Genomic DNA, 13,925 nt, shown 5'->3' with positions numbered 1-13,925 from the left:
GCAAATAAAATACTTAAAAGATTTATTCTGTCTCAAAAGATGCGGGCACCGCAAAGGTAAGATGGATGCTGCGGCTCCGGCTATTAATCTGCTCCAGGTAATTATCTAAATCGGCTTTATACTCCAGGTGATAATCGGGGTGCAGGTTTTTCTGAATTAATTTTATGGTCCGGATTAGCAAACGGGCCGTGGCCACAAAAAAGCTTTTGTACCGGCTTTCAAACTGCCCGGTAAAATTATTAAAGATAAGCTGCAGCAAATACAAGTTTAATTCTATTTCGGCTTTGGCGTCTTTGGTAATGCGTTTAAACCGGGCTATTTCTTTAACTGATTTCCGGAAAGAGCGGGAAATATTTTTGGTTAGGTTGCGGCTGGTTAAGCCGTACATATGGTCATGAATTTTTTCCGATGTTTCTTCCAGTATTTGTTCTAAGGTTCGGTCGGGCAGCAGTTCGTATGTGAGTATATCGTATAATTCAGCGTCGCGGCGTACAGCTTTTAAAATAATGGCTTCTTTTTCTTTATCGGTTAAATTTTTAAGTTCTTTTTTAAACTCGGCAGAAGGTACAGGCATATAAATTTAACAGTATAGCAGGAATTATTCTTATTTCGGAACATAAGTAACTTTAATTAAATTCCGGAACGATGGCACGGGTAAAATTACGATTATACCGGTAAAGTTAAAATTTGTAACCCTAACCAGCGGCTTAAAAGTATAAGCATACATGGGTACTAAGTTTAACAGAATTAAGGTGTTTTCTTTTAAAAACCAGCTTAATTTCGTAATTTTGTAACTATGAGAACAGAGACCGAAATAGCTTTACAGGAAGATGTATTGCTTCTGGAGGAAGTAGTAGACCTGAAAAATCTGGTAGTTTATAACGATGACATTAACACCTTCGAACACGTAATCCAAACGTTGATTGAAGTATGTCAGCATTCGCCGGAGCAAGCCGAACAATGTACTTACTTAATTCATTACAAAGGTAAGTGCACCGTAAAGGTAGGTACTTTTGAAGAGCTCGAAGCCAAGTGCTCCGCTATCCACGACCGGGGCATTTCGGCAGATATTGTTTAACCTTTAATCCTGAATGAATTTTCCGTCAAAGTTAATCCAGAACGCGGTAGATGAGTTGGCAAAACTTCCGGGAATTGGCCGTAAAACGGCATTGCGGCTGGTACTTCACTTATTAAAAGAAGAAACAAACCAAACCCAATCTTTATCTGAGGCACTGGTAAAAATGCGCGAAGATATCACCTATTGTAAAAACTGCCACAATATTTCTGATACTGAAATTTGTAATATTTGTGCCAACCCCTTGCGCGACCAAACTTTATTGTGCGTGGTTAGCGATATCCGGGATGTGATAGCCATTGAAAATACAGGCCAATACCAGGGACTTTACCATGTATTGGGAGGCGTTATTTCACCGATTGAAGGCATTGGCCCCTCTGATTTAACCATTGGTTCTTTAGTAGAGCGCCTGGCCGATTCGGAAGTTAAAGAAGTATTATTGGCCATCAGCCCAACCATGGAAGGCGACACTACTGCTTTTTACATTACCCGCAAACTCCGCGATTTTAAAGTAAAAATTACCACCATTGCCCGCGGCGTACCTGTTGGCGGTGAGTTAGAATATACCGATGAAATTACATTGGGCCGCTCTATTATTGAGCGAACCTCTTACAGCAAATAAAAAAACAGCGTTTTGCTTTAAATAATAAAAGGCTACCAACTAATTGGTAGCCTTTTATTATTTACTGGTAATTGAATTTAAATATTATATTGTGCATAGCGCATTGGCCTATGCCGTAAACATAAGATAAAAGCTTTTAAAGTAAGTCTTTTTACAACGTAAACCAGGGTAAAATTTGTGCCGGGTTTATAAAGAAAACGGTTTAATAAAACCTATTAGTAGCGTAATAATAAGAGCAAATAGTAAACTGGCAGAATGGTATAAAATATTCTCTGCTTATTTAAACCAAGCCTTAAAATTAGTTTGAAATTAGAAAATTCTCGATTGCTGCAACCGTCTCTAGTGGAGCACTTAAATTGGGACAATGGCCACTAGCTTTTAGTTTAACCAGCGTAGCATCTGATATTTGATCTTGCATGTATTTTCCAACCTCTTCGGGGGCAATGGCATCGTTAGAGCACTGTAATATCAACGACTTGGTTTTTAGTTTCGACAAGTCACTTCGGTTGTCGGAGAGAAAAGTTACGCGGGCAAAATGCTGCGCAATATCAGCATCGGTATGGCAAAAACTGTAAGCCAGTTCTTCGGCTAATGATGGATTTTCCGGATTGCCCATGATAAAAGAGGCAAAAACACCCGACCAATCGGTAAAATTACTTTGCATGTGTTGCAGCATGTCTTCTACGGTGCTATAATCGAAACCGCCGTAATAATTGTTCTGGTTTACATAACACGGCGAAGGAGTAATCAGGATTAATTTAGAAAATCTGGCTGGTTCGGCAATTGCACTTAAAATCCCAATCATGGCGCCAACTGAATGGCCAACCAGAACCGCATCGTAAACCTCTAATTCCCGGCAAATTTCCAGCAGGTCGGCGGCATAACCTTCCAGGGTATTATATTTTTGGTAATCAAAAGCCGATAGTTCTGAGTTGCCGGCACCTACATGGTCGTATAAAACAATTTTATAATCATCTAAAAAACTCGGGTAAACGTAGCGCCACATATTTTGATCACAGCCAAAGCCGTGGATAAAAATCATAACTTGTGTGCCCTTACCAATGATTTTAACATTGTTTCTTTTAATTACTTCCATTAAATTTTATTTAAATTTTATTCAGGTAATCGCTTCCTTGTGCTTTAGTTGGTAGGTTGAATGGTTTTATAATTTTACCATTACTGCTGCTGGTAAGTTTTGAACCCAAAGGTACTAAATATTTCCTTATACACCGACTTTTGTATATCGATTTTATAGATCTGCCTTTCAGTATATCTTAATATATTTTATGCACGAAAGAAGCTTTTATTATGTTTTATATTAAATAATTACTATTTGGTTGGATTTGCTGTATAATTAAATAATAGTGTTTTTAGCCTAATATTATTATAAGTTTAGGACGTGTTAATCAATATTGAGTTTTAGTATTATAATTAAATTTAATTACAGATTAATATACTGAAAAGCCAAACTGAAAAATTAAATTAATCAGCACCTTGCCTGGTGCTACAGGTATTGCCTGATAAATATTCCAGATGCTCATGTTGTGCGTAGCACGCTCTTTCAAATCGTAGCATACCTTAAAACCCTAAACAGCGGTAGTACCTCTTTAGGTAACCAATATTATGTAAGTAATAAATTATTGCTCCTGGCATATTTACTGGTAGTGCAGTAGTTTCTTTGTTTTATAAGCTCACAAAAAAGCTGGCTATTTGGCAAGAATTTATACTTGGTGTCGTTAATTTATTAAACATCAAGATAATAGCTTTAGTTCTTGTATAAGCCATTAAGGTAGCTGTGCTTAAAAATTTAAAAGAACTTTTTGTGCAATAAGCCGCATTTTACCTTTTTAAGATTTTTTATTTCCGGGCCGCTAACATATTTGTTTTAAATCTTTATTTTTGGCACTCAAAATTCCTAATTATCATGCAATCAACAGAACAGGAAACCAGTTTTTTATCCGACAGAATTTTGGCGCTGGCCGAATCCCAGACAATCGCAATGGCCAAAAAAGCCCGCGAACTAGGTGCCCAAGGACATGATGTTATAAACCTGAGCTTTGGCGAGCCCGATTTTCAGACCCCTCAATATATTAAAGATGCGGCTAAAAAGGCCCTCGACGATGGTTTTACCTTCTACACGCCGGTAGCCGGTTACCCGGACCTGCGTCAGGAAATTGTAGCTAAACTAAAACGCGATAACAACCTCGATTATAAACCCGAAAATATTGTAGTATCTACCGGTGCCAAGCAATCTATTGCCAATGTGGTAATGAGTTTGGTAAACCCCGGCGACGAAGTAATTATTTTCTCGCCGTACTGGGTATCTTACGAAGAGGTGGTAAAATTGGCCGAAGGTATTCCGGTGCAGGTAAAAGGAACGCTGGAGAATGATTTTGTAATTTCCCCGCAACAGCTCGAAGATGCCATTACCTCTAATACCAAACTGGTAATGTATTCGTCGCCGTGTAATCCTACCGGTTCCGTTTTCTCGAAAGACGAATTGCTGGCGTTTGCCCGCATTCTGGAGAAGCATCCGCAGATTTACGTTATGGCCGACGAAATTTATGAATACATAAACTTTACCGGCGAACACGCCAGCATGGCGGCTTTTGATTTTATTAAAGACCGGGTAATTACCGTTAACGGCTTTTCTAAAGGTTACGCCATGACCGGTTGGCGCGTGGGTTATATTGCTGCCTGCAAAGAAATAGCCGATGCCTGCGATAAAATGCAAAGCCAGATTACGTCTGGTACTTGTTCTATTGCGCAAAAAGCGGCAGTGGCGGCTTTAAAAGGTGGTAAAGGTTCGGCCGATGAAATGGCAGCGGCTTACCTGCGCCGGCGTGACTTGGTTTTAGGTTTATTAAAAGACATACCGGGCGTCAAAACCTACGTACCGCAAGGTGCTTTTTACATTTTCCCGGATATTAGTGCCTACTTTGGCAAAACTACCCCCGATGGTAAAGTAATTAACAATTCATTTGACCTGAGTATGTACCTGCTGAACGACGTGTACGTGGCGGTGGTTAGCGGTGATGCGTTTGGGGCCGATGAGTGTATCCGGATTTCATTTGCAGCTTCTGATGCCAAACTCGAAGAGGCAATGGGCCGCTTAAAAGAAAGTCTGGCTAAATTAAAATAAGGGCCAGGTTTGTATTCTTTAGATTCTTTATTTTCGGCTTTTAACCAGCTCACCGTTTTAATTGTGGGCGATGTAATGGTCGATTCGTACGTGTGGGGCAAGTCTACGCGGCTTTCGCCGGAGGCTCCGGTACCCATTGTAAATGTAGTTAAAACCGAAAAAAGGTTAGGTGGTGCAGCCAATGTTGCCTTAAATGTGCAGGCTTTGGGTGCCACCACCTTACTTTGCTCGGTTATTGGCAACGACCTGGAAGGTGATGCTTTTCTGCAACTGCTGGAGGATAATAATTTATCGACAGCCGGTATTGTTAAAAGTCCGGAGCGGGTTACTACGGTAAAGCAACGTATTTTATCAGGTGGCCAGCAACTCCTGCGCATCGATGCGGAGCAGGAAAACGATTTATCGGAAACAGAACAACAGCAAATATTAGCGGCTTTTTCCCGTTTGCTGGCCCAAACCGATGTAATTATTTTTCAGGATTACGATAAAGGCGTACTGGGCGAGCATAATATAGCGGCGCTTATCTCGCTGGCCCGGCAAAAAGGTGTACCCACGGTAGTTGATCCCAAAAAGAAAAATTTTTTACGGTACCAGGGTTGCTCTTTGTTTAAGCCTAATTTAAAAGAACTGAAAGAAGGGCTGAAATTCGATTTTGTTGATGCCCAAGCTTCTTATTTAGAAAGAGCTGTAGCAGAACTCCAGAATTTGCTGCAAACAGAAAATATACTGGTAACCTTATCAGAAAAAGGCGTTTTTTGTGCGGCGGGTAACGAGAAAACGTACATCGATGCCCATTTGCGTACCATCTCCGATGTATCGGGCGCCGGCGATACCGTTATCAGTATTGCGGCCGTTTGTATGGCTTTACATTTACCTTTGCCTTTGGTGGCAGCGCTATCGAACTTAGGCGGTGGTTTGGTTTGTGAAGAAATAGGAGTGGTGCCTATTGATAAAGGCAAACTGCTCCAGGAAGCCGTCGAGAATAAAATAGTAGATAAATACCCGGTTCTTTCGGTTTAGAGCCGGGTATTTTTTCTTAAATATTTACCCATTCGGGATGTTGAATAAAAGCATAGCATACTAAATGGCAAATACCCATGTGGGCATCTTCTACCCGTCCAAAATGGTCCGAATCTACCGAAATACTAAAATCTGATATTTCAGCCAGCTTTCCTTTCTGGCTGCCGGTTAACCCAATGGTATAAAGCCCTTTTTCTTTGGCCCAGGTTATGGCTTTTATAACGTTCGGCGAATTGCCGCTTACGCTCATAGCCATGACCAGATCGCCGAGCTGGGCGTAATTGCGCAGTTGCCCCACGTAAATTTCATCATAAGCATAATCATTGCCCAGGGCGGTTATCCAGCTCAAGTTTTCGTTCAAAGACAAACACCGGAACCGTTTGGGTAACTGGTCTGAGGCGCTTTTACCTAAATCGTTTACAAAGTGCGAGGCATTGGCAGCACTGCCGCCGTTGCCGAAAACAAATATTTGCTTTTCTGCTGCCCAGGCATCCCGGAATATACGGATAAGCTTTTCAACCGTAGCCGGCGAAATAGAATCTAATAATTTTTTTTGCGCATTCAGGTAATCAGCAACAAAATTTTGCATGGTGGCAATTGTTTAGGTTTAAAAGTGGCTATAGAAAAGGAATTAAAATAAAATAATGCAGGTAAAGGAATCTCGGCTATACAAGAGGCTTGCTGATTGTATCAGGAAAGAACCGTTTTGGTAATGGTAAGTTGCTGGTGAATTAACTCCAAAGCACCTACCGGCACCGCATTTTCGGCCAATTGCGCCAAAGCAACCGGTGGGCCGGGTAAGAAAGCCTTCATGGTGTAGTGGCGTAAGGCAGCTTCGGCGGGTCCGCGTAAATATTCCCCAATCAGCGAAAGGCCACCGCCCAGAATAATTATATCCGGATGAAAAAGATGCACCACGTGCGATAAACCCAAGCCCAAAGTATCAGCGGTATCTTTTATTATTTCTAAGGCAGTGCTATCGCCTTGCGCTAAGGCTTCTTTTAAAAATTTGGCTTCGCCGCTGCGGTTTTCGCCGGCCAGTTTCCGTAAAATGCCGGTAGGTTCGGTGCGTACGGCTTTCCAGACTTTGCGGTCTACGGCCCAGCCGGAGCAGCAATCTTCTATGGTCAGGCCGGTTTTATCTACCAATAAATGGCCAATCTCGGCTTCGCCCGGCACTGCTCCGTGGTAAAGTTGGTTATTAATTACCAAACCGCCGCCTACGCCGCTACCCAGCGTAATGTAAAAAACCGAACGATAACCCCGGCCGGCCCCGTGGCGGGCTTCGCCCAAAGCAGCCGTATTGGCATCGTTTTCAACGGCTACCGGTACTCCGGTTAATTCTTGTAGCCAGTTTTTAATGTTAAAACCGGCCCAGCCTTCAATTTGGTACGACACCATTACTTCGCCTTGTTGCCAATCTAAAGGTCCGCCAAAGCCAACGCCAATGCCGGTCAGGTAAGTTTCGGTGAGTACTTGCTGCACGTTGTGGGCTACTTTGTCCCGGATTTCCTGCGCACTATCGCCTTTCTGTACCCAGTCGTTGTATTTTTTAATAATATTTAACTCTCCGTCGGCTACTACAAACTGTAATTTGGTGCCGCCTATTTCGATGCCTAAATACCTGTTTTCCATGGCGATTAAGATAAAATATTTTTAGCAGAAAACTTTCAGCATCTAACAGATTAATTATTGGCATTTACCCAAAAAAAAGGAGAGAAGCTTTTGAGGCCATTAAATTTGAAAATTAAGTAAATTATAATTTAAGAGAAAATATTCAGGTTCTTATAAATGCATTTAGAAGCGGGAAAACAGAATATTTTACAACCTGATTTTACTAATGGTATAAAGTTTATTCAGGTAAATAGATAAGGAAGAATCTTTAGGTTAAGATATGTATACATGGCTGTTAGTCAATATGATAAATTAATAAACTTCAGGCTTAGGTTTTAACTGGCCGGATTTTGGCGCAACATTCCCGAAATAAATTGTACATTTACAGAAGGCTCGTCTTAAATTTGCTTTATGTATAAGTCTTTGTTGCGTCCGTTGCTTTTCCGGATTGGTCCCGAAACCATCCATACCATTTCGTATTCGGCTATTAAAACAGCTTACCGCTTGCCAATGGCCCAGAAAATAGGAGAACAGGTATTTTGCCTGAAACACCCGAAACTGGAGCGCAAGGTTTTTGGCTTAACTTTCCCGAACCCGGTGGGTTTAGCGGCGGGTTTCGATAAAAATGCCTTACTCGTCGACGAATTTGCGCAATTTGGCTTTGGCTTTATCGAGATTGGTACGGTTACACCACGGCCCCAGCCGGGCAATGATAAACCTCGCTTATTTAGGTTACCCGACGACCAGGCGCTTATTAATCGCATGGGATTTAACAACCAGGGCGTGGAAGTGGCCGCCGCGCGACTTAAAAACCGGAAGAGCCATATTATTGTGGGCGGCAATATTGGCAAGAACAAAATTACGCCCAACGAACAAGCCCTGCAGGATTACGAATATTGTTTTGAGGCCCTCTATGATGTAGTAGATTATTTTGTGGTAAATGTAAGCTCACCCAATACACCAGATTTACGCGCCCTGCAAGACAAAGAACCCCTGCGTAATTTATTACAAGCCTTACAAGATAAAAATGCGGCCAAGCCAAAGCGCAAACCGCTACTTTTAAAAATTGCCCCGGATTTAAACCAAGATCAGTTAAACGATATTATTCAGATTGCCATTGAAACAAAGCTGGATGGGATTGTGGCTACGAACACGACTATTAGCCGCGACGCTCTCAAAACTAAGTCCAAAACTATCCAAACAATTGGGGCCGGTGGTTTAAGTGGCAAGCCTCTCCGGGCGCACGCTACCGATATTATCCGGTATTTGCGCCAGCACTTACCCGAAAATATTCGCATCATTGGCGTGGGGGGTATTATGACGCCGGCCGATGCCGTAGAAAAGTTAGCCGCCGGCGCCGATTTGGTGCAATTGTACACCGGATTTATTTATGAAGGTCCGTCGTTGGTAAAAAGAATAAATCAGTTAATTTTAAAGGGGTTATAATTTTAGGGTATAATTTGCCGTGGCGGTTAGCCGCAAAATTGGTAGATTTGAAATTGAGTTTTAGTTGAAGTATGGCAAATAACACGTACAAACGGGAGATGGATTCGGGGGCGCGGGCTAAAAACGTGCCACGGGGAAAAAATGAAGTAGCCAGGGAAAAGCCGCCTAAAGGAAGAGAAAAAGAAAAGCCAACTGATCGCAAACCGCTTAAGTTTAGTTTTTCGTTTTTAAATATTTTCCGGGACCGGCGGGTACATTTATTTGTTGGGTTCTTTTTTATTCTGGCTTCGCTTTATTTTAGCGTAGCTTTTATTTCTTATTTGTTTACCGGCCCCGCCGACCAAAGTGTAGTGGAAGCCTTGGATACGACCGATATCAAGGTCGCCGGGGTGGAATCGGAGAACTGGCTGGGTTTGCTGGGGGCGTGGGTAGCCAATTATTTTATTTACGAAGGATTTGGCGTTTCGGCCTTTTTTGTGGTGCCGGTTTTATTTTTTATCGGGTATAAAATTGTTTTCCGGAGCCGTTTTATTTCACTCTCTTATATTTTTACGCTTTGCTTATTCGCTTTGTGCTGGTTTTGCCTCTCGTTTGGCTACCTGGTACTATTTACCCAAAGCATAGAAGCCAATAGTTATTTAAGTGGCGCCATTGGCTACGAAATTGCTACCTGGCTCGATAGCCTGATTGGCTGGGGTACCATTCCGTTGCTGGGCTTCTTTTTGCTTAGCTTTGTTATTTTCTTTTTTAATGTTACCAGCCTGGCCTCGGGTAAAAAGGCCGTGGCCGAAGCCGCGGCTTCGGCGGCCAACACCTTTGCCGCCGATAATGCTACCTACGAGCAAACTTCTACCGGCATAAACCAATACAGCAACCCAACGGCAGGCTTAGAAATTGATGATACCCTGGATGAAACGGATTTAGAAGAAGAAGAGGAGGAGGATGAACCTGATTTTACCGAAGAGGAAGACCCAGAAGAGGATCTGTTTCTGGAAGATAACAGGCAGGAAGTAGCTTTAAAACCTATTGTGTCGGGCGTGGTTAAACCAAAACCAAGCACCAGCACCAGTATTGCGCTGGATATTGCTACCCCACTACCAGAGCCACCGCGTGCCCTGTCGGCAGCTGTTCCTGTCTTTGAAACTGATTTATTCGACGACGAGGTGCCCGCGCCTAAAATTGAAATGGCTGTGCAGCCGGTTGTAGAAGAAGAAACCAGTATTGCCACCGAAAACTACGATCCAACCTTAGATTTAGCGCGCTATCAGTACCCCACGCTTGATTTATTAAACGATTACAGTGCCGCCAAAATTCAGGTGTCTAAAGAAGAACTGGAGGCCAATAAAGACCGCATTGTAGAAACCTTGGGTAATTACAGCATTGGCATTGCCAGTATAAAAGCTACCATTGGGCCAACCGTAACCCTTTACGAAATTGTGCCGGACGCCGGGGTAAGAATATCAAAAATTAAAAACCTGGAAGACGACATTGCCCTGAGTTTATCGGCTTTGGGTATCCGGATTATTGCGCCCATTCCGGGTAAAGGTACCATTGGTATTGAAGTGCCGAATAAAAAGAAGGAAATGGTTTCGATAAAGTCGATTGTATCGACGGAGAAATTCCTGAAGAGCGAAATGGACCTGCCCATTGCTTTCGGTAAAACCATTACGAACGAAGTATTTATTACCGATTTGGCTAAAATGCCGCACTTACTTATGGCCGGGGCTACTGGTCAAGGTAAATCGGTTGGTTTAAATGCGATATTAACATCTCTCATTTATAAAAAGCATCCGTCGCAGTTAAAGTTTGTCTTGGTCGATCCTAAAAAGGTAGAGCTTTCGCTGTTTAATAAAATAGAACGGCATTTTCTGGCCAAGTTACCCGATGCCGAAGAAGCCATTATTACCGATACCAAAAAAGTAATTAATACGCTTAATTCGTTGTGTATGGAAATGGACATGCGCTACGATTTGCTTAAAGATGCCGGTTGCCGTAATCTGAAAGAATATAATCTTAAATTTATTCAGCGCCGCCTGAACCCGAAAAAAGGGCACCGGTTTATGCCCTTTATTGTGTTGGTGATAGATGAGCTGGCCGATTTAATGATGACGGCAGGTAAAGAAGTAGAAACCCCGATTGCGCGTTTAGCGCAGTTAGCCCGAGCCATTGGTATCCATTTGGTGGTAGCTACACAACGGCCATCGGTAAACGTAATTACCGGTATTATTAAAGCTAACTTCCCGTGCCGGATTTCTTTTAAAGTTACCTCTAAGATAGATTCGCGTACCATTCTGGATACCGGCGGGGCCGACCAGCTTATTGGCCAGGGCGATATGTTATTTTCGGTTGGGTCGGATTTGATTCGGTTGCAGTGTGCGTTTGTAGATACGCCCGAAGTAGACCGTATTTGTGACTTTATCGGTGATCAGCAAGGCTACAACGATGCTTATTTATTGCCTGAGTTTGTCGGTGACGAGAGTGGCAACGAAAAAGCTGATTTTGATCCGGCCTCGCGCGATTCATTGTTTGAAGAAGCAGCCCGTATTATTGTTACCCACCAGCAAGGCAGTACCTCTTTGTTGCAGCGTCGTTTAAAGTTAGGTTATAACCGGGCCGGACGTTTAATCGACCAGTTAGAGTCAGCTGGTATTGTGGGGCCGTTTGAAGGCAGTAAAGCGCGCGACGTTTTAATTCCGGATGAATATAGTTTGGAACAATTATTGAATAACATGGATAGAAACAACTAGACTAGCGTAATTTCTAAATAACATGAAAAAAATTATTCCAATCCTACTCGCTTTATTTATGGTAGTTCCGTTTGCGCAGGCGCAGCAGGACCCACGGGCGGGTAAAATTCTGGATGCCATGCGGACTAAATATCAGTCGATGAAGGTATTTAATGCCGTTTTTACCCAAACCCTCGAAAACCCGTCGAGCAAAGTAAAAGAAACCATGCAGGGTGATATTACCGTGAGTGGCGAAAAATTCCGGTTAAAGTTAAAAGATCAGGAAATCATTAACAATGGCACCACCATCTGGACATACATGAAATCAGAGAACGAAGTAAATATTTCGGATAACGACCCGGATGACCAGCAAATGTCGCCGAACGCTATTTTTACTTTGTACCAGAAAGGTTATAAATATACATTTGCTGAGGAACTGCGGGAAGGTGGCCAGGCATACAATATCATCGAGTTATCGCCTTTAGATAAAAACAACTCGGTATATAAAGTGCGTATTCAAATAAATAAAAAAGATAACACCGTAAAAAGCTGGAAAATGTTCCGGAACAACGGTAACCGTTATACTTATACCATTAAAGAATTTACACCTAACCCAGAGGTAGAGCCTAACTTCTTTGCTTTCGATAAATCTAAATACAAAGGCGTTAAAGTAATAGATCTGCGGTAAGCTAAATTTTAATATTACTTAAAAAACAAAAGAGCTGCTTAAAATTAAGCAGCTCTTTTGTTTTTTAAGTAAGAATGCTGAGAATTTCTCCTTAGTTCTTATGAAATATTTTATTTGCGCAATGCGCCTTTATAATGATAATCAGTAATATTTATTTCTTCGTCGCAAAAGCTATATTCGTGCGCCACGTTAGACGAAACAATAACTAAGCGTTGTTGCCGGTTTTGGTTTACGTGCTCCAGGTACCAGTTAATGCCCTCTTGATCCAAGTTGGTGGTGGGTTCGTCTAGCAGCAACAAGGGAGCATCGGTATAAATGGCTAAACCTAGTTTCAGGCGTTGTTTCATGCCCGACGAGAAATCTTTCACGTATTTGTGCCGGGCTTTTTCCAGGTATAGTTTCTGAATCAGATCAGAGGTTGATGCCGAGCGCATTTTCCGGAACCGGGTATGGTATTGCACCATTTCCTCCAAAGTAAATTCTTCGATTAATTCCAGGTATGGGGCACTAAAAGATAAGTAGCGGTAAATGGTATCGGGCGTTAGCACTTGCCCGCTTTGCGCATGCGATAAGGTGCCTTCACTAGGGCTCAGGTAACCCGATAATATATTGATTAAAGTGGATTTCCCGGACCCATTATGTCCCAGTACGGCGTAGGCCTTACCAGTTGTAAATTCGTAAGTCAGGTTCCGGAAAATCCACTCGTAATTAAATCTTTTCCCAACACCAGCCAGGCTAATCTTCATCCTTTTGCGAAAACCCTTTAATAATGCCGCGACCCGAATTGCGAATAAAGTTAACTATTTCGTCGCGTTCGTTGCTGGGTACCATTTCCAGTTCTATTTTATCTAATGCGGCTGCATTGTTTAAGCCACTAATAAAAATGGTGCGGTAAATTTCCTGGATTTCGTTTATTTTTTCGTTTGTAAAGCCACGCCGCCGCAAGCCAATGGAGTTTATACCGGCATAAGTAAGCGGTTCGCGGGCCGCTTTAATATAGGGAGGTACATCTTTCCGGACCAACGAGCCACCGCCCACCATGGCATGCGCTCCAATTTTTACAAATTGCTGCACGGCCGTAGTACCACCAATAATGGCAAAATCCTGAATTTCGATGTGGCCGGCCAGTTGTACCGAATTTACCACAATTACATTGTTGCCAATAATACAATCGTGGGCAATGTGTACGTAAGCCATTATCAGGCAATTATTCCCGATATTGGTTGTGTTTTTATCAATAGCGGTACCGCGGTTAATGGTTACACATTCGCGTATTACAGAATTATCGCCAATGGTAACGGTGCTGGGTTCGCCTTTGTATTTTAAATCCTGGGGAGGGGCCGAAATAACCGCTCCCGGGAATACTTTGCAATTCTTACCGATGCGGGCACCTTCCATAATGGTTACATTAGGGCCAATCCAGGTGCCTTCGCCAATTTCCACGTTTTTAGAAATAGTGGTAAAAGGTTCAACCACTACGTTGTGGGCAATTTTTGCTTCGGGGTGTATATAGGCTAAGGGTTGATTCATTACTGTTTTTGCATTAGAAATTATGAATTATAAATCAGAAATATTATGATGTTTAATGACGA

At 42.4% G+C, this 13,925-nt stretch carries 13 protein-coding genes; 7 read left to right on the top strand and 6 right to left on the bottom strand.

Features of this window, described 5'->3' with window-relative positions; all coding sequences use genetic code 11:
* Window positions 1-22: 22 nt before the first annotated feature.
* Complete coding sequence (locus ACO1R6_RS23360; RefSeq protein WP_486267875.1) at window positions 23-574, bottom strand: hypothetical protein; 552 nt, start codon at window positions 572-574, stop codon at window positions 23-25.
* 222 nt (window positions 575-796) lie between these two features.
* On the opposite strand from ACO1R6_RS23360, the gene ACO1R6_RS23355 reads away from it, so the two are divergent.
* Both ACO1R6_RS23355 and recR read left to right on the top strand, forming a co-directional pair.
* Window positions 797-1,078: an ATP-dependent Clp protease adaptor ClpS gene (locus ACO1R6_RS23355; protein WP_486267873.1), complete on the top strand. Its 282-nt coding sequence runs from the start codon at window positions 797-799 to the stop codon at window positions 1,076-1,078.
* Between the two features lie 13 nt (window positions 1,079-1,091).
* A complete protein-coding gene (gene recR, locus ACO1R6_RS23350; RefSeq protein WP_486267871.1) occupies window positions 1,092-1,697 on the top strand; it encodes a recombination mediator RecR in 606 nt (201 codons plus the stop codon).
* A 298-nt stretch (window positions 1,698-1,995) separates the two neighbouring features.
* On the opposite strand, the gene ACO1R6_RS23345 is transcribed toward recR, so the two are convergent.
* Window positions 1,996-2,793: an alpha/beta fold hydrolase gene (locus ACO1R6_RS23345; RefSeq protein ID WP_486267869.1), complete on the bottom strand. Its 798-nt coding sequence runs from the start codon at window positions 2,791-2,793 to the stop codon at window positions 1,996-1,998.
* Window positions 2,794-3,621: 828 nt separating this feature from the next.
* On the opposite strand from ACO1R6_RS23345, the gene ACO1R6_RS23340 reads away from it, so the two are divergent.
* Both ACO1R6_RS23340 and ACO1R6_RS23335 read left to right on the top strand, forming a co-directional pair.
* Window positions 3,622-4,839 carry a pyridoxal phosphate-dependent aminotransferase gene (locus ACO1R6_RS23340; protein ID WP_486267867.1) on the top strand — a complete coding sequence of 406 codons (1,218 nt, stop codon included), beginning with the start codon at window positions 3,622-3,624 and terminating at the stop codon, window positions 4,837-4,839.
* A gap of 9 nt (window positions 4,840-4,848) precedes the next feature.
* Complete coding sequence (locus ACO1R6_RS23335; protein WP_486267865.1) at window positions 4,849-5,859, top strand: bifunctional heptose 7-phosphate kinase/heptose 1-phosphate adenyltransferase; 1,011 nt, start codon at window positions 4,849-4,851, stop codon at window positions 5,857-5,859.
* A 16-nt stretch (window positions 5,860-5,875) separates the two neighbouring features.
* Here the strand turns inward: ACO1R6_RS23335 and ACO1R6_RS23330 are convergent, their stop codons facing one another.
* Both ACO1R6_RS23330 and ACO1R6_RS23325 read right to left on the bottom strand, forming a co-directional pair.
* Window positions 5,876-6,448: a D-sedoheptulose-7-phosphate isomerase gene (locus tag ACO1R6_RS23330; protein ID WP_486267863.1), complete on the bottom strand. Its 573-nt coding sequence runs from the start codon at window positions 6,446-6,448 to the stop codon at window positions 5,876-5,878.
* A 101-nt stretch (window positions 6,449-6,549) separates the two neighbouring features.
* A complete protein-coding gene (locus tag ACO1R6_RS23325) occupies window positions 6,550-7,494 on the bottom strand; it encodes an ROK family protein (protein WP_486267861.1) in 945 nt (314 codons plus the stop codon).
* Between the two features lie 390 nt (window positions 7,495-7,884).
* Here ACO1R6_RS23325 and ACO1R6_RS23320 point away from each other — a divergent pair, with 390 nt between their 5' ends.
* The 3 genes from ACO1R6_RS23320 to lolA1 all read left to right on the top strand — a co-directional run bounded on the left by ACO1R6_RS23320 (window position 7,885) and on the right by lolA1 (window position 12,333).
* Window positions 7,885-8,919 carry a quinone-dependent dihydroorotate dehydrogenase gene (locus ACO1R6_RS23320; protein ID WP_486267859.1) on the top strand — a complete coding sequence of 345 codons (1,035 nt, stop codon included), beginning with the start codon at window positions 7,885-7,887 and terminating at the stop codon, window positions 8,917-8,919.
* A gap of 71 nt (window positions 8,920-8,990) precedes the next feature.
* A complete protein-coding gene (locus tag ACO1R6_RS23315) occupies window positions 8,991-11,666 on the top strand; it encodes a DNA translocase FtsK (protein ID WP_486267857.1) in 2,676 nt (891 codons plus the stop codon).
* Window positions 11,667-11,688: 22 nt separating this feature from the next.
* Complete coding sequence (lolA1, locus tag ACO1R6_RS23310; RefSeq protein ID WP_486267855.1) at window positions 11,689-12,333, top strand: outer membrane lipoprotein periplasmic chaperone LolA1; 645 nt, start codon at window positions 11,689-11,691, stop codon at window positions 12,331-12,333.
* Window positions 12,334-12,443: 110 nt separating this feature from the next.
* Here the strand turns inward: lolA1 and ACO1R6_RS23305 are convergent, their stop codons facing one another.
* On the bottom strand, window positions 12,444-13,079 hold the full coding sequence (locus ACO1R6_RS23305) for an ABC transporter ATP-binding protein (protein WP_486267853.1): 636 nt from the start codon (window positions 13,077-13,079) through the stop codon (window positions 12,444-12,446).
* A complete protein-coding gene (lpxA, locus tag ACO1R6_RS23300; protein ID WP_486267851.1) occupies window positions 13,069-13,863 on the bottom strand; it encodes an acyl-ACP--UDP-N-acetylglucosamine O-acyltransferase in 795 nt (264 codons plus the stop codon). The genes ACO1R6_RS23305 and lpxA overlap by 11 nt, the downstream gene beginning before the upstream one ends.
* Between the last annotated feature and the right edge of the window lie 62 nt (window positions 13,864-13,925).

This window comes from Adhaeribacter sp. (assembly GCF_057359045.1).
The sequence above is the reverse complement of the archived record's forward strand: the minus strand, read 5'-3'. Positions and strand labels throughout refer to the sequence as shown.